We start from the raw sequence: 14,707 nt of genomic DNA, 5'->3' as shown, positions 1-14,707 counted from the left end.
TTATTGTTGATTTTGCAAATTCATTATGCGTTTTATGTTTTTTTGATCTCCAATTGTTTTATACACGTTTAATGTGGTGTTTAATACTTCCATATTACTGCTATCAACAGCAATATAGCGCTCTAAATACACTGTTGCCTCTTTATATAGCGCTATGCGCTTTACTGTTAATTCGTCATAGCGTTTGTTTTCGGAAGGAGTAGTACCTAGGTTATTCATTTCTTCAACAATTGGCAATTCTTGAGATAAAATAGCGGCAGAAATATTTAATAGGGAGTTTTTGTGTTCTGGGTTAATTTTTAGAGCCTTTTTATAATATGTAATGGCATCGTTTATGTTCTTTTTTTCCATAGACAGTACACCAAGATTATATATAACATTTATATTTTCAGGAGTGATACGTTCTATTTTTTTTAGCTCCTTTTCAAAGGTTACAAGGTCACCAGAATTATAATATACATTAGCTTTATTTTGAAGAATAATAACATCATTTGGATTTTTTCGCAATATAAAATCAAAGAATTTTAATGCTTCATCATTACGATTTTGAATACTATAAATTAAGCCTATATTTTTATATACTAAATTTTGTTTTTCAGCATCTAATGTTTCTATTCCAGTTCTTAAAATAGTTAAATAGTACTTTAGTGCTTGATCGTAATTTTTTTCTGAAACATATGCCGAAGCTGCATAATATAAGTATATTGTTTCTTTACCATTACTATATTGAAATGCTTTTACAAAGTGTTCTGCAGCACTAATATATTGGCTTAAATTATATAAATCTAAACCTTTTTTGAGATTTTTTTCTTGTAAATCTTTGTTCAAATCAAAAACAATAATGTTATCGTTTTCTTTAGTATTAACTACAACCTTTTTTATATGGTTTGCTTTTTTCCAACCATTTTCAATGGCAATTAAACGATCTTTTTTAGCAGGATGTGTACGTGTTGCTTTTTCATATCTTAAGGTTGCAATGGCACTTTGCGCTTCTATTAAACTTGCACCCATTTTTGCTAGGGCAGAGCCACTAAAGTAATCTGCTTCTAATTCAAATTTATGATTAGAGCCTTCATTATTTAATGAGTGACCGTTTAAGTGATGCCCAATTTCGTGCGCTAAAATACTAATGGAAGCCCAATCTGTTTTGGCTGTATTATCAATTTTGTTGAAAAAGCCATTATCATATAAAATGTAGCGTTCTTTATATCCTTCAGATATTTCAATAACTTTTGCTACTGCATTATTAATATCGGGACATTCTTGAATGATAAAATTTCTAAACAATCCAACAGCATCTAATATTTTATCGACTGTTATTTCTGCTTCCTCATTACTGCTAAAGCCAAGTTGTGCACAAGCATCGTCTATTTCTTCGATGGTTTGGTAGTTTTGGGAAACAGTAATTTGTGTACAAAGAAGCAGAAAAAATAATAATTTTAGTTTCATATTTCTAATTATTGAATTATAAATGCGATGGGTAAAGAAAAAGGAACACTAACGTTTTTACCTTTTAGTTTTCCTGGAATCATCTTTGGTAATAAATTAATAATTCGCTCTGCTTCATTTTGCAATTCTGTATGTGGAGCTCTTGCTCCAATAAATACGACGTCGCCATTTTTAGAAACCTTAAACATACTATGAATTTTTATGGGTTGATATTTAGTACATTTTTCGGTATATTCATTGGTGGTTTCATTGTATTCTTTTTCTTTTTTAATGCATCTAGAGGTTAAACCAATTTCATTTGCTATACCTGCATTGAAATTACTAACTAAATGATTTCTAAGACTTAAATTAAAGCATTTTTTTAATTCAGAATTGGTTCCTGAACATCCTGGATATACAGGGAAATCTTCAATTATATTTTTAGAAACCACTTCTTCTTCTTCCTCTTGATTTTCAATATCATTTGCAAAGCTCCAACCTTTTTCTATTTGTAATAATCGGTCTTTTTTAGCAGGATGTGTTCGTGTAGCTTTTTCGTATTTTAAAGTGTTAATTGCACTTTGAGCCTGTTCTAAAGTAGCTCCCATTTTGGCAAGAGATAAACCGCTAAAATAATCTGCTTCTAACTCGTATTTATGGTTACTACCTTTATTGTTAAGTGAATGTCCGTTTAAGTGATGTCCAATTTCATGTGCTAAAATACTTATTGCTGCCCAATCGTTAGCTGCTTTGTCATTGATACGGTTAAAAAAATCATTATCATATAAAATGTAGCGCATAACATCACCCGTTGATGTTTTAATGTTTTTTGCTACTGCATTATTTATATCAGGACATTGTTGTAGAACGAAGTTTCTAAACAAACCAATTTGCTCTAAAATTCTATCGACAGCAATTTCAGCTTCTTCATCTGCCATAAATCCTAATTGTGCACAAGCATTGTCTATTTCTTCTGTGGTTTGGTAGTTTTGTGAAAACGCAATGTTAGTAAAAAATAAGCCTATTAGTGTTAATTTTTTAATCATCTATTTCAAATTTTGAAGTATCCATTGTTGGGTTAATTTGTATATCACTAAATAGGGTAGTAGCGTTGGATTTCATGTTTTGGTTTTGCGTTTTTATTTCCATTTCTTGTTCTTGTCTAAACGAAAAAAGAATACCGTCTACTTCTTTATAATCAGTATAGGTTATTTTAGAAACTGTTTCAGTTGAAGTAGTTTTCATTATAATTATTTGATCTTCATAATACAATAATCCGCTTTCTAAATTAAAATATTTGGTGGATATCATTTCCATGTTTGTTGCTAATTCTATTTTATCGAATTCTACGGCATGACATTTAATATTGTTAATTGTTTTTATTCCAAGATACGTAGCTTTTGCATTATTTATTAGTTGCGAATATTCTATGACATAACTGGTACTATTTTTCACAAAAGTAGATTGGATATCCTTTTGAAAAACCCAATCTTTATTTAAATTCATTTTAATATAAGTTTTGCCATCAACAATTAAACTCTCCAATTCGGATTCATTTTCTTTTGTTTTAGTTGTCATTTTTTGGTACAATCGTGAAGGTTTTAAAAAGTGTAGTTTGCTCGTTAATTCAGATTTCATTTCTTCACCATTTATCTTTATATTAGAAATAATTTTGCGTTCTTGATAAAAGGTTTTTATTTGAGATACTTTTTCTTGACCTCCAATAGCTTCAATATAACGACCAAGAATAGCTTGAATAAGTTCTTCTTCGGTGTTAGCAATGATTTTTTCTACTTCATTTTCATCATTATTATTTTCTTCTTTTTTCTCTTCAACAATAATTTCTTCAATTTCCTTTTTTACATCTTCAATTTTTTTAATTGGAATTACTTTTCCGTTACCTCGATTCCAGCCTTTTTCTATTGCATTTAATCTGTCTTTTTTTGCAGGATGTGTAGATGAAGCTTCATCGGGTAATAAATTACTAATTGCACTTTGTGCGTCCTTTAATGAGCATTTCATTCTTGCTAAAACAAAACCCGAAAACTCATCGGCCTGTAATTCTATTTTATGATTACTGCCACCACTTTTTAAGGTGTGTCCATTTAAATGATGCCCAACTTCGTGAGCTAAAATGCTTGTGTTTCCCCAATCTGTACCAGTAGATGCAGATACTTTACTGAAAAAATCTTGATCGTATAAAATATAGCGTTCTATATCACCACCTTCTAGCGGCATAGTAACCGCAAGAGCGTTGTTTATATCCTCGCACTCTTCTATTAAAAAGTTTCTAAAAAGGCCTACTTTATCTAAAATATTGTCGACGACCATAGTGGCAGCTTCTGTGCTAGAACTAGAAGCATTTGCACCTTGTAAATCGCAGGCAGAGTTTACTTCGTCTATGGTTTGATATCCTAAATAGCCACACATTTTTAGTTCTTGTGCAGAAGAAAAGGTACAAACCAAAAAAGCAAGAATTAGATGAGATATATGTTTATTGAATTTTTTCAAGGGACGTTTCTAATTTAGTAGCTATAGATATCATATTTTGACTATCTAGATTAATAAAGGATATCAATGCTTTATTTGGATCTACAAAAATATTTGCTCGTGTAGTATTGTGTTTTAATGGGAATTCTTTGGTAGAAAACCCACCCAAAAATGCATCGTAATCACTTTTATTATTTATTTCTGGTACAAATTCTTTTAAAGAAGTAGAAGGTTGTTTTGCATCCGCATCTTGAAATGCGACGTTTTTTGCTTTAGTAGGTGTTTTTTCGTAAACATCATAATCAAATAACAGACCCGAAGCTGGTTTGTTTTTAGAGAATGAAAGGATGGAAAAAAGGCACAAACAGTACGTTAAAAGTACGTTTTTCATAAGTGTAAATTGATTTAATAGCGTTACTAAGATATATATATTATTAGAATAATAAAATAGTTTTAGTGCTGTAGAAGGACTATTAAATGTAAAACACCACCTAAATTACATGTATCTATTTGTTTATTAGTGTTTTATTTAAATTTTTTAAAAAAACAGAAAAACAGTTTTATTTAGGTTATAAGCAAGGGAAGTACACTATTATTAAAAAAGGTTATTCCATAATAGCAACTTTTTCTGAAACAGCATAAACGCCCCAATCTGCAATAGATTGCACAACCGGAATCAATGTTTTACCAAATTCGGTTAACGAATATTCGACTTTTAAAGGAGGTTTAGTGGTGTAAACCTTTCTTTTAATTATTCCATCTTCTTCTAAAGTTTTTAATTGTAAACTCAATGTACGTTCGGTAACAGATGGCATTTCTTTTCTTAATTCATTATAACGAAGTGTTTTATCAATTAAATGAAACATAATTACCGTTTTCCATTTTCCTCCAATAATTCCCATGGTTAAACTGGCGCAACATGGATATTCCTTTCCTTTAAACGTATACATAATTATTTTTTAAGTATTAAATCTTTGGCAAAGATAGAATACTATACTTATTTATACAACTATACTTTTTATAGTAAATTTAACATTCGACTAAAAGTGTTGATATTGTTGGGTTTACAATTTTTTTAAGTGCAATATTTTATACTATCCTTTTTGACCGTTATTGTGAGAAATAGATACTACAATTACATTTGCACTATACTATTTATAGTATAATTATTAGTCAACTAAAAAATACATATACAAATGAATTTATCAGAAACATTAAACTGGAGGTACACAACTAAAGAATATGACGCAACTAAGAAAATATCTGAAGCAGATATGGGGGAAGTCAAAAACTTATTAAGAATGAGTCCTTCAAGCGTCAACCTACAACCTTGGCATTTTATTGTTGCAGAAACTACAGAAGGTAAAGCACGTATAGCAAAAGGAACACAGGGATTTTTTCATTTTAATGAACCTAAAGTAACCAACGCTTCAGCCGTTGTATTATTTTGTGTTAAAACTGATGCTGACGATACGTATTTTAATCATATTGCAGATACTGAAGATAAAAATGGAAGATTTCCAAATGAAGACATAAAAAACGGATTCCTAGGTGCAGTAAAAGCTTTTGCAGGTATTCATAAATACGATTTAAAAGACCAGCAACACTGGATGGAAAAACAAGTATACTTAAATATAGGAAGCTTTTTATTAGGCGTTGCTAGTTTAGGTATTGATGCTACTCCAATGGAAGGTATAGATGTAAAAGCTTTAGATGAAGAATTTGGTTTAAGAGAAAAAGGTTTCACTGCTTTAGTTGCCGTTTCAATAGGTTACAGAGCAGAATCTGACTTTAATTCAACTGATAAAACACCGAAATCTAGGTTACCAGAAAGTGAATTATTCACAGAAATATAATTGTTATTTCTATTCAAATCAAACGCTATGAAAAAATATATTTTAATCGCATTAGCACTAGTCTCAGGAGTTTTTGTAAACGCACAGACACCAACAATAGACAATATTAAGTCTATAAACGAAGTAGTAACTGCAGATGCTGTAGAATGGGGATGGTTAAATCCGTTACGAGGCGATAAAAGTCCAGCCGCAGGAAAACTTTGGGGAGACAGAACCAAAAATGAACCAGCAGGTTTTTTAGTAAAATTCAATAAAGGGTTTTCTTCGCCACCACACATTCACAACATTACGTATCGTGGTGTGGTCATTAAAGGTTTATTGCATAATGATGATGAAAATGCAGAGAAACAATGGCTACCAGCAGGATCTTACTGGCAACAACCAGCAGGAGAAGCGCATATTACTGCAGCAGATGGTGAAGAAAATATGGCTTTTTTAGATATACAAGAAGGACCATATTTAGTACAACCAACAGACGAAGCTTTTGATAATGGGGAACGACCAATTAATGTAGATAAAACCAATTTAGTATGGTTAAACGCTAAGGACATGGAATGGATTTCAGAAAAAAGTAATGTAGAAACTGCTTTTTTATGGGGAAGCCACGAAAAAAATCAATTACGTGCTTCTTTAATAAAATTACCAGCTGGTTTTAAAGGAAAAATTAAAAATTTAAGTCCAAATTTTAGAGCTGTAGTTATTTCTGGTGGAATTTTACACCAGTTTTCTAAAAAAGAAGCCAAAAAGGAATTAAACGCACCATCTTATTTTGGAGCAGAAGAAAATGCTACTTCAATAATTTCAGCAGAAAAAGAAACGGTTCTTTATATTAGAAGTAATGGAAATTATAAAGTGATTTCAAAATAAATATTAAATTAAAAAAATAGTTGAATCCCTAATTATGGATTAATAGCAAGAAGAAGTCACCATGTTGTGGCTTCTTCTATTTTAAATATTTAGTACCTTTAAAAAAAGATTTACATGCCAAGAACGATTATCGAAAATATTGTCATTGCGCAATACAAAGACCAAACATTTTTTGAGTTTTGTAAATATACTACCATTCGTTTTTTCGAAATTCTTTATTTTGAAAAAGGTACAGGAACCATAAAAATTAATGGTAAAACGGTAAATTACAAACCAAAGAGTGTCTTTGTTTTTATTCCAGATGATATTTATATCGTTAATGCCGAATCGGCTACAACTACAGTAGCTATAAAGTTTTTAAAGAGCTTTTTCAGAAAAACAAGTTCGCAAAATTCGAATCTTCCAGTAAACGATTGGTTTCGTAAAATTGAGGAAATTCTAAATAGCGAAAGTCACGAACTTCGTGAAATGCAATTTGAAACTGATGCAGACAGATCACATTTAGTATCCTTAATTAATATGGTGGCTACCGAATATTTAAACAAACATTCTTTCGATATTTTTATTATTGAAAATTCATTATCGGTAATCCTTCATTTAATTGCCAGAAATATTCAGTTTATAAATACTTCAGATTCGGTAAAGGAAGTAAAGTCTTCAAAAATTCAACAAATCATCAATTATATTCATTCTAATATTTATAATTCCGAAGTATTATCTACCAAAAGTTTGGCAGAAGAATTTCATATGGCAGATAATTACATCAGTGAATATTTTAAAAAACATACCGATGTGTCGTTAAAAAAATACATCATTAATTATAAATTAAAATTAGTAGAAACAAGGTTGAAGTATACCGATTTGCAATATTCTGAAATTGCTGCAGAACTCGGTTTTACAGATTCTAGTTATTTAAACAAAACGTTTCAAGCCTATAAAGGCACTAGTTTAAGTGCTTTTAAAGCGAGTTTGAACTAGTTTTTTGCTCAGTTTTTTATAAGAAACCTCTTTTTTTACTAATACCACTTTGTTTTCTACCAAATAAAATGGTGGTGCAAATCTTACCAATTCTATGGAAGCAGTTGCTTTAAATGGACATATTTCTACTACAGTTTCATTATGTGAGTTAGACTTAACGCCATTACATTTTAAAGGTGCATCCTTGCACGTAGTATTTATGTTAATCCCAATGTTGCATAATTTTAATAGAGATAAACACGGAAACATTTTGGAAACATTAGCTAAAATTTCAAACGAAGGACATTTAACACCAATTGTAGATGAAAATCAATTTTCATTAGAACAAGTTGGAGATGCTTATGCACATTTAGTAAGCGGAAAAGCTATTGGAAAAATAGTGGTAGAGCATTAAAAATAAATGGATTTTTTATAAATCCTTTTAAGTTGATTAGTAGTTAAAATGCCTCTTTTTTAGGAGCATTTTTCATTTACATACTGCAAACCTTGTTTTTTACTAAAACTACCATTTTTACTACCAAACACCATCTATCTTTTAGCCTTAATTTTGCTTAAAATAATTACAATAACAGTAGTTATTAATTAAAATATATAAATCATGAAAACAATAACAAATACAAATGCACTAGAACAAGCACGTGCACTTACGCAACCAACTCGCGAAGCTTCATTAAAACGTGAACCTTCTGTATCTCATTTTTGGAATAGCAACAGAAAATTACTGGAAGAAGCATGGGCAACATGGGAAATGGAAAACAAAGACAATTTACTAATTCCTGATGAATCGCTGCTTGATCCAAAATTGCGAAAAGTAATAAATGATGCTTGGGAAAACCCAGAAAAAGAAAATGCTGTTGCCGATTTATGGGAAGAAATTATTCCTGGTGTTTATGTTGCACAGTTTTTTGATGTGGAACGCTTAGCAGAATTCCATAAGTATTTAGAAGCTGTCGTTAATTCTGAAATTCCTAAGCGTGCACCATATGGCATACAATTAAACCGTTATGGAATGATGTTAGATGAGCGTTCTGAAGGTCATTTAGCTGCGCCAAGTTTCCAAGCCTTTTATAACGACATGATGGATCGTTTTATGCGTCCAATTGCACGTTTATTGCTTGGTACTTATGGTTACGATAACCAAACTTTTGGTTTTTCAATTCAATATAATCCAGATAAGGATAAAGATTTACATGCACACACAGATGCTTCAGCAGCTACTTTAAATATTAATATTAACTTACCTGATGAAGTATTTACAGGATCTGAAGTTGATTTTTATGATAAAGCTTCAGGAAAAACAGTGCAAACCATTTTTGAACCAGGAAAAGCAATCCTTCACAGAGGTAATGTACCACATGCTACACATCCAATTACTAGCGGACAACGTAGTAACTTGGTAGTTTGGTTATACGGAGATCAAATGCAAATTCCTCGTGGTAGCACTAGTAGCTACGGAAATATCAGTAGTAATACAATTAAAGATGTTGCATTAGAAAGCGTTACAGCCCGTCAACGTTGGAGCTTACCAGATGGACCAAAAGATACAGCTGCACCGTTTTAAAAAGAATAAAAAAATAGAATACATTGTAATAAAAGCAGAATGTCAGTTCGAGTGATTTTTCTTCAGAAGAATTTCTGAAGAAAAATAGTATCGAGAACTTCTCTCTAATTGACATTTCAATAAAACACAACAAAAATGAAAACCATATTAATCACAGGAAGTACAGACGGTATAGGAAAACTTACTGCTCTTAAACTAGCTAAAGAAGGCCATGAAGTATATGTTCATGGAAGAAGCAAAGCTAAAGTAGACAGTGTTATTGCCGAAATTAAAAACGCTTCAAACAACGAAAATATAAAAGGATTTGTTGCCGATTTTTCAGATTTAAATGCTGTAAAACAAATGGCATCACAAATTAAAAATAATATTACAAGTATTGATATTTTAATAAACAATGCAGGAATTTTTAAAGCACCTTTGGAGAAAACAAAAGACGGATTAGATATTAGAATGGCTGTTAACTATTTAGCGCCTTATATTTTAACGGAGTCAATTGTACCTGTTTTAGAAAAAGGTGCAAATACAAGAATTATTAATTTAAGTTCTGCAGCACAATCTACCGTTAAAAAAGGTATTCTTACAGGAGTTGTTACTATTAACGCAAGCGATGCTTATGCACAAAGTAAATTGGCATTAACCATGTGGAGTTTTCATTTTGCTAAGCAGCACCCTAATATCACTACTATTGCTGTAAATCCAGGTTCTTTATTAAATACTAAAATGGCTAAAGAAGCTTATGGACAACATTGGTCTCCAGCAGAAAAAGGTGTAGATATCCTTTATGATTTAGCAATGTCTGAAGCAAATAAAAACGAGTCCGGTAAGTATTTTGATAATGATAAAGGAGGTTTTGGTAACGCACACCCAGATGCTTATGATGCAACTAAAATGAACAATTTACTAGAGATAACTAAGCATTTGATTTAAATATTAGATTTCTTTTATTTTGATATGAACTAATTTTTAAATCGATAGCGTCAAGGTTTATTTTTGTTTAGCGTTACTTTTGAAAGTGTAAGCCAATAATGGTTTATTTAACTTAAAAAAGCAAATAAAATGACGAACGCGATAGAAGACAAATTAAAAGGAAACTGGAATATTGCTAAAGGTAAATTAAAACAAAAATGGGGAGATTTAACCGATGATGATTTAAACTACCAAGAAGGAAAAGAAGATGAATTAGTAGGAAGAATTCAGAAAAAAACAGGAGAATCTAAAGAAAAAGTAAATGCTTTTTTAGAAAGTTTAAAATTCTAATACAATCCTACAATAATTTAAAAATTAAATGCTGAGAATAATTACTATTAATCTCAGCATTTCTTATATGAAATACTTCAAACTCTTGTTTTAATTGTAAATAATAAAGCGTAAACAAAGATTGTTTTTTTTTAGAATTTAAATAATCTTAAAAAAAGTTAAAAACCTTTGGTGAAATAGAAGATATTCAAGTTATTGCACGATTAAATTTTTATTAAAATGGATAATCTAATTACATTTTCAATTACAGTATTTACAGCCTTTTTTGCTATAACTAATCCTATATCCAATATGACTGTTTTTCTATCTTTAACACAAGGTGCAGATAAGAAAACGAAGCATGATATAAACAAACGATCCAATCTTATAGCATTTATTATTGTTGCCGTTTTTGTGCTTTTGGGAAAGTATATTTTCGAATTATTTAACATTAGTATTCCAGCCTTTAAAATTACTGGTGGAATTTTAATCTTTTTTATAGGTTTTGATATGCTTCAGTCAAAACAATCTAATGTAAAAACGCTGGATAATGTTCATATTGATGAAAATATTGCTGTTTCCCCTTTGGCTATACCAATTTTAGCAGGGCCAGGAACCATTGTAACTGCAATGAATTTTGTTTCAAATGTAGAAACTATTCATATTATTTTGGTAATTCTAATATTCGGTTCCATGAGCTTACTAACATATTTGACTTTTAGATTAAGTGATCTAATCGTTCGCATAGTTGGTCATAATGTGATTTCTGTAATTGGAAAAATAATGGGGTTAATTATAGCAATAATTGGAACCGGTATGATTATTCAAGGAATTAAGATTTCATTTCATTTAATAACTTAAAATGAACTATTTAAAGTTATTTGTTTTTTAATTACATTTATAATATGAAAAAAGTTCTTGTTTTATTTTCACATCCTAAATTCGAAAAATCTCGAGTAAATACAGTTTTAATAAACCATATTAAAGATAAAGAACATGTTACTTTTCATGATTTATATGAGCAATATCCAGATTTTCATATAGATGTTTTAAAGGAAAAACAATTATTAGAAGAGCATGATATTATTATTTGGCATCATCCCTTTTACTGGTATAGTTGTCCGCCATTAATGAAACAATGGATTGACATGGTGTTAGAGTTTAATTGGGCTTATGGTCCAGAGGGTAAAGCATTACAAAATAAAATATGCCTAAATGCTATTACTACTGGAGGTTCAAAAGAAGTGTATTGTTCTGAAGGCTATAATAGTTTTACCATTAAACAATTTTTAAGACCATTTGAGCAAACTGCAAATTTATGTGGTATGATTTATTATCCGCCATTTGCAGTTATGGGAACACATAATTTAACAGAGAAAGTTTTAGTAGATTATAGAAATGATTATGGAAAATTAATCGATATACTACAAGCAGATCTAAAGGTTTCTGATGTTGAAAACAATTCTTTTATTAATGATATAGCGCAACTAAAATCAACTTAAAAATATGACTGGAAGTATACTTTTTGAAGCCATAGTATTTTTAGCAGGAGCTATAATTTGTGTATCTATTGCTAAACGTTTAGGGTTAAGTTCTGTTATTGGATATCTATTAGCTGGTGTATTAATTGGTCCTTATGTATTAGGTTTTATAGGTGAAGAAGGTGATGATATACTTCACTTTGCAGAATTTGGAGTAGTAATGATGTTATTTCTTATTGGATTAGAAATTGAACCAAAAAATTTCTGGAACATGCGGAAAACTATTGTAGGAATGGGAGGTCTTCAAGTAGGAGGAACCATGTTATTATCCTATTTATTATTTACTTTTTTAGGATACGATTGGGAAGTCGCTTTAGTGATTTCTATGGCAGTTGCTTTATCGTCTACTGCAATTGCTATGCAAACTATAAAAGAAAAAGGATTGATGGATACTACTTTTGGTACTTCGTCATTTTCTATCTTATTGTTCCAGGATATTATTGTCATTTTTATGTTAGGTTTTATTCCATTATTATCTAATTCAGAGGATAACGCTTCCGCGGAAAGCCATTCGGAACAAACCAATTTATTAGAAAGCTTACCAATGGGATTTCAAACGTTGGCGATAATATTATCAGTAGTTTTAATTATTGTTGCAGGCCGTTATTTAATTGTTCCTATGTTACGAAAAGTAGCAAAAACAGGGGTTAGAGAATTACTTATTGCTGCAGCATTATTAATTGTTTTCGGAATTTCTTTTTTAATGGAATATGTTGGTATTAGTCCTGCTTTGGGAGCCTTTCTAGGTGGAGTAGTACTCTCAAATAGTGAATTTAAACACGAGCTAGAAAGTACACTGGAACCTTTTAAAAATTTACTTTTAGGATTGTTTTTCATGGCAGTTGGTGCGTCTATTAATTTTATTGTTATAGCAAAAAGCCCGTTAACTATTGGAGGGATATTAATAGCTATTGTTGTTTTAAAAGCGCTTGTTTTATTCATTACTGGACATGTCTTTAAAATAAAATTAGACCAAAAACTACTGCTCACTTTTAGTTTAGCACAAATTGGAGAATTTGCATTTGTACTGTTATCTTTTGCTTTTGGGCTTCATATCTTGTCTCAAGAACAAATGGATATGATGCTCGTAATTACAGCACTTAGTATGTCTTTAACACCAATAATCGGTATTATTAACGAGCGTTTTATTCTGCCAAAAACAGGAACTAAAGAATCTATTAAAAGACCAATGGATCATATTGCAAAATCACAAAAAATAATATTAGTTGGTTTTGGTCATTTTGGAAGTACTATAGGCAGGTTTTTACGTTCGCATGGTGTAGAAGCTACTATTTTAGATCACGACTCTAATCGTGTAGATTTTTTAAGAAAAATGGGATTTGAAGTTTATTATGGAGATGCAACAAGGCTAGATTTACTCGAGTCGGCTGGGATTTCCGAAGCTAAAATTATAATTTGTGCTACCAATAAAATTAGCGTTTCCAAAGCTATTAGTAAAATAGTGAAAGAAAAATATCCTAATGTAGAACTTATGATTCGTACAAAAAACAGATATGATGCTTATGAATTATTGAATCTTGGACATGAAAATATTTATAGAGAATCTTTAGAAACTTCTTTAACTTTAGCCAAAGATGTGTTGAGTAAAATGGGTTTCAGAAAATATACACTAAATAGACAAGTTCAGAATTTTATTAAATACGATGAGGATAGTTTAAGAAGATTAGCTGCGGAACCAGAACGAAAGGAAAATTATATTTTTAAAGCTCGAAAAGAATTAGAACAACAAGAAAAATTCTTAAATGAAGATTTTAAACGTGGTATTGTAGACTTCGATAATCATTGGGATAGTGAGCATATTAGAAAAGCTTTAGAAAATTCTAAAACAAAAATGTAATGCAAAAAAAGGTACCGCACATTGTTTTCGATTCTAAAAAACCAAAAAATAGTGGTATTGAAATTTTAACCATTGAAAGTCTTGCTTCTCGTAAAACCGAAATTATAGACCATAATCCAGAAAAAGCACATCAGGTTGCTTTTCACATGATTGTTTTTTACACGCAGGGAGAAAGCAAGCAATTGGTAGATTTTGTATGGCATCCTGTAAAGAAAAATACCATTATCCATCTATCTAAAGGGCAAATAAATGCTTTTCAATTTACAAAAAAATTAAAAGGCTACATTTTATTATTTACGGAAGCCTATTTAAAAAATCAGATAAATAATTTACCAAAAAATGAATATTTAAGGTTGTTTAATACGCACTTATTTTCACCAAGTATTCAAGTGCCACAAGATTCTAATATGACACGTTATTTTGATTTGTTTTATGAGGAGTATAACAATCAAACAGAAGATTTAAATCAGCAAAACACCTATAAATCATTATACGCTATCATTTTTTCTAAGTTAGAAGGCCTAAAGCAATTCCAGCCTTTTCATATAAAGCAATCTAAGCAAATAAATATATTTTTAGATTTTAAAGCACTTCTAGAACTTCATTTTAAAGCCAGCAGAAATGCAGATTTTTATGCTGAAAAACTTCATATTACTTACAAACATTTAAATACCATTTGTAAGGCCACTGTGTCCATTACTGCAAAACAATATATAGATCGATTTATCATACTTGAAGGCAAAAGATTGCTTATAAATTCGGATATTAAAAGTTCAGAACTTGCGTATGATTTAGGTTTTCAAGAACCCACAAACTTTGTAAAATATTTTAAGAAGCATACGGGTTTTACCCCAAACAACTTCAAAAAGAACTATTTGTAAGTATAGGTTCG

At 30.4% G+C, this 14,707-nt stretch carries 15 protein-coding genes and 1 pseudogene; 11 read left to right on the top strand and 5 right to left on the bottom strand.

The annotated features are described in order from the left end of the window. The 5 genes from Q4512_RS07215 to Q4512_RS07195 form a co-directional block, all read right to left on the bottom strand. Complete coding sequence (locus tag Q4512_RS07215; protein ID WP_303423438.1) at positions 1-1,449, bottom strand: tetratricopeptide repeat protein; 1,449 nt, start codon at positions 1,447-1,449, stop codon at positions 1-3. Between the two features lie 8 nt (positions 1,450-1,457). After that, positions 1,458-2,474, bottom strand: coding sequence for a hypothetical protein (locus Q4512_RS07210; protein WP_303423436.1), 1,017 nt, complete (start codon positions 2,472-2,474; stop codon positions 1,458-1,460). Further along, positions 2,467-3,939 (bottom strand): hypothetical protein, encoded by a 1,473-nt coding sequence (locus tag Q4512_RS07205; RefSeq protein WP_303423434.1) that lies wholly within the window; start codon positions 3,937-3,939, stop codon positions 2,467-2,469. Before Q4512_RS07205 ends, Q4512_RS07210 begins: the two co-directional genes overlap by 8 nt. Further along, positions 3,923-4,309, bottom strand: a complete 387-nt coding sequence (locus tag Q4512_RS07200) for a hypothetical protein (RefSeq protein ID WP_303423433.1) — start codon at positions 4,307-4,309, stop codon at positions 3,923-3,925. Before Q4512_RS07200 ends, Q4512_RS07205 begins: the two co-directional genes overlap by 17 nt. Before the next feature lie 214 nt (positions 4,310-4,523). Next, on the bottom strand, positions 4,524-4,868 hold the full coding sequence (locus tag Q4512_RS07195; protein WP_303423431.1) for a helix-turn-helix domain-containing protein: 345 nt from the start codon (positions 4,866-4,868) through the stop codon (positions 4,524-4,526). A 246-nt stretch (positions 4,869-5,114) separates the two neighbouring features. Between Q4512_RS07195 and nfsB the strand changes: the two genes are divergently transcribed. The 11 genes and pseudogenes from nfsB (at position 5,115) to Q4512_RS07140 (ending at position 14,696) form a co-directional block, all read left to right on the top strand. Then, a complete protein-coding gene (gene nfsB / locus Q4512_RS07190) occupies positions 5,115-5,774 on the top strand; it encodes an oxygen-insensitive NAD(P)H nitroreductase (protein WP_303423429.1) in 660 nt (219 codons plus the stop codon). A gap of 27 nt (positions 5,775-5,801) precedes the next feature. Next, positions 5,802-6,641, top strand: coding sequence for a DUF4437 domain-containing protein (locus tag Q4512_RS07185; protein ID WP_303423427.1), 840 nt, complete (start codon positions 5,802-5,804; stop codon positions 6,639-6,641). A 114-nt stretch (positions 6,642-6,755) separates the two neighbouring features. Further along, on the top strand, positions 6,756-7,619 hold the full coding sequence (locus tag Q4512_RS07180; protein WP_303423426.1) for an AraC family transcriptional regulator: 864 nt from the start codon (positions 6,756-6,758) through the stop codon (positions 7,617-7,619). Positions 7,620-7,701: 82 nt separating this feature from the next. Further along, positions 7,702-8,013 (top strand): annotated as a pseudogene (locus Q4512_RS07175) (zinc-binding dehydrogenase); the annotation flags it as partial. 204 nt (positions 8,014-8,217) lie between these two features. Further along, positions 8,218-9,180 (top strand): 2OG-Fe(II) oxygenase, encoded by a 963-nt coding sequence (locus Q4512_RS07170; RefSeq protein WP_303423424.1) that lies wholly within the window; start codon positions 8,218-8,220, stop codon positions 9,178-9,180. A gap of 135 nt (positions 9,181-9,315) precedes the next feature. After that, positions 9,316-10,107, top strand: a complete 792-nt coding sequence (locus Q4512_RS07165; RefSeq protein ID WP_303423423.1) for an SDR family NAD(P)-dependent oxidoreductase — start codon at positions 9,316-9,318, stop codon at positions 10,105-10,107. Between the two features lie 129 nt (positions 10,108-10,236). After that, positions 10,237-10,437, top strand: coding sequence for a CsbD family protein (locus Q4512_RS07160; RefSeq protein ID WP_303423422.1), 201 nt, complete (start codon positions 10,237-10,239; stop codon positions 10,435-10,437). Between the two features lie 219 nt (positions 10,438-10,656). Beyond that, positions 10,657-11,277 carry a MarC family protein gene (locus Q4512_RS07155; protein WP_303423420.1) on the top strand — a complete coding sequence of 207 codons (621 nt, stop codon included), beginning with the start codon at positions 10,657-10,659 and terminating at the stop codon, positions 11,275-11,277. Between the two features lie 44 nt (positions 11,278-11,321). Next, positions 11,322-11,918, top strand: a complete 597-nt coding sequence (locus Q4512_RS07150) for an NAD(P)H-dependent oxidoreductase (RefSeq protein ID WP_303423418.1) — start codon at positions 11,322-11,324, stop codon at positions 11,916-11,918. A 4-nt stretch (positions 11,919-11,922) separates the two neighbouring features. Then, positions 11,923-13,815, top strand: coding sequence for a monovalent cation:proton antiporter-2 (CPA2) family protein (locus tag Q4512_RS07145; RefSeq protein WP_303423416.1), 1,893 nt, complete (start codon positions 11,923-11,925; stop codon positions 13,813-13,815). Further along, complete coding sequence (locus Q4512_RS07140) at positions 13,815-14,696, top strand: AraC family transcriptional regulator (protein ID WP_303423414.1); 882 nt, start codon at positions 13,815-13,817, stop codon at positions 14,694-14,696. Before Q4512_RS07145 ends, Q4512_RS07140 begins: the two co-directional genes overlap by 1 nt. Positions 14,697-14,707 lie beyond the last annotated feature (11 nt).

The sequence above is a fragment of the Oceanihabitans sp. 2_MG-2023 genome (genome assembly GCF_030547245.1).
In the GTDB taxonomy this organism is placed as follows: domain Bacteria; phylum Bacteroidota; class Bacteroidia; order Flavobacteriales; family Flavobacteriaceae; genus Oceanihabitans.
The sequence above is the reverse complement of the archived record's forward strand: the minus strand, read 5'-3'. Positions and strand labels throughout refer to the sequence as shown.

What these genes read in the sequence shown, in the direction of transcription:
- Q4512_RS07215 (WP_303423438.1), bottom strand. Translation starts at nt 1,449, where the DNA reads ATGAAACTAAAATTATTATTTTTTCTGCTTCTTTGTACACAAATTACT.
- Q4512_RS07210 (WP_303423436.1), bottom strand. Translation starts at nt 2,474, where the DNA reads ATGATTAAAAAATTAACACTAATAGGCTTATTTTTTACTAACATTGCG.
- Q4512_RS07200 (WP_303423433.1), bottom strand. Translation starts at nt 4,309, where the DNA reads ATGAAAAACGTACTTTTAACGTACTGTTTGTGCCTTTTTTCCATCCTT.
- Q4512_RS07195 (WP_303423431.1), bottom strand. Translation starts at nt 4,868, where the DNA reads ATGTATACGTTTAAAGGAAAGGAATATCCATGTTGCGCCAGTTTAACC.
- nfsB (WP_303423429.1), top strand. Translation starts at nt 5,115, where the DNA reads ATGAATTTATCAGAAACATTAAACTGGAGGTACACAACTAAAGAATAT.
- Q4512_RS07185 (WP_303423427.1), top strand. Translation starts at nt 5,802, where the DNA reads ATGAAAAAATATATTTTAATCGCATTAGCACTAGTCTCAGGAGTTTTT.
- Q4512_RS07180 (WP_303423426.1), top strand. Translation starts at nt 6,756, where the DNA reads ATGCCAAGAACGATTATCGAAAATATTGTCATTGCGCAATACAAAGAC.
- Q4512_RS07170 (WP_303423424.1), top strand. Translation starts at nt 8,218, where the DNA reads ATGAAAACAATAACAAATACAAATGCACTAGAACAAGCACGTGCACTT.
- Q4512_RS07165 (WP_303423423.1), top strand. Translation starts at nt 9,316, where the DNA reads ATGAAAACCATATTAATCACAGGAAGTACAGACGGTATAGGAAAACTT.
- Q4512_RS07160 (WP_303423422.1), top strand. Translation starts at nt 10,237, where the DNA reads ATGACGAACGCGATAGAAGACAAATTAAAAGGAAACTGGAATATTGCT.
- Q4512_RS07155 (WP_303423420.1), top strand. Translation starts at nt 10,657, where the DNA reads ATGGATAATCTAATTACATTTTCAATTACAGTATTTACAGCCTTTTTT.
- Q4512_RS07150 (WP_303423418.1), top strand. Translation starts at nt 11,322, where the DNA reads ATGAAAAAAGTTCTTGTTTTATTTTCACATCCTAAATTCGAAAAATCT.
- Q4512_RS07145 (WP_303423416.1), top strand. Translation starts at nt 11,923, where the DNA reads ATGACTGGAAGTATACTTTTTGAAGCCATAGTATTTTTAGCAGGAGCT.
- Q4512_RS07140 (WP_303423414.1), top strand. Translation starts at nt 13,815, where the DNA reads ATGCAAAAAAAGGTACCGCACATTGTTTTCGATTCTAAAAAACCAAAA.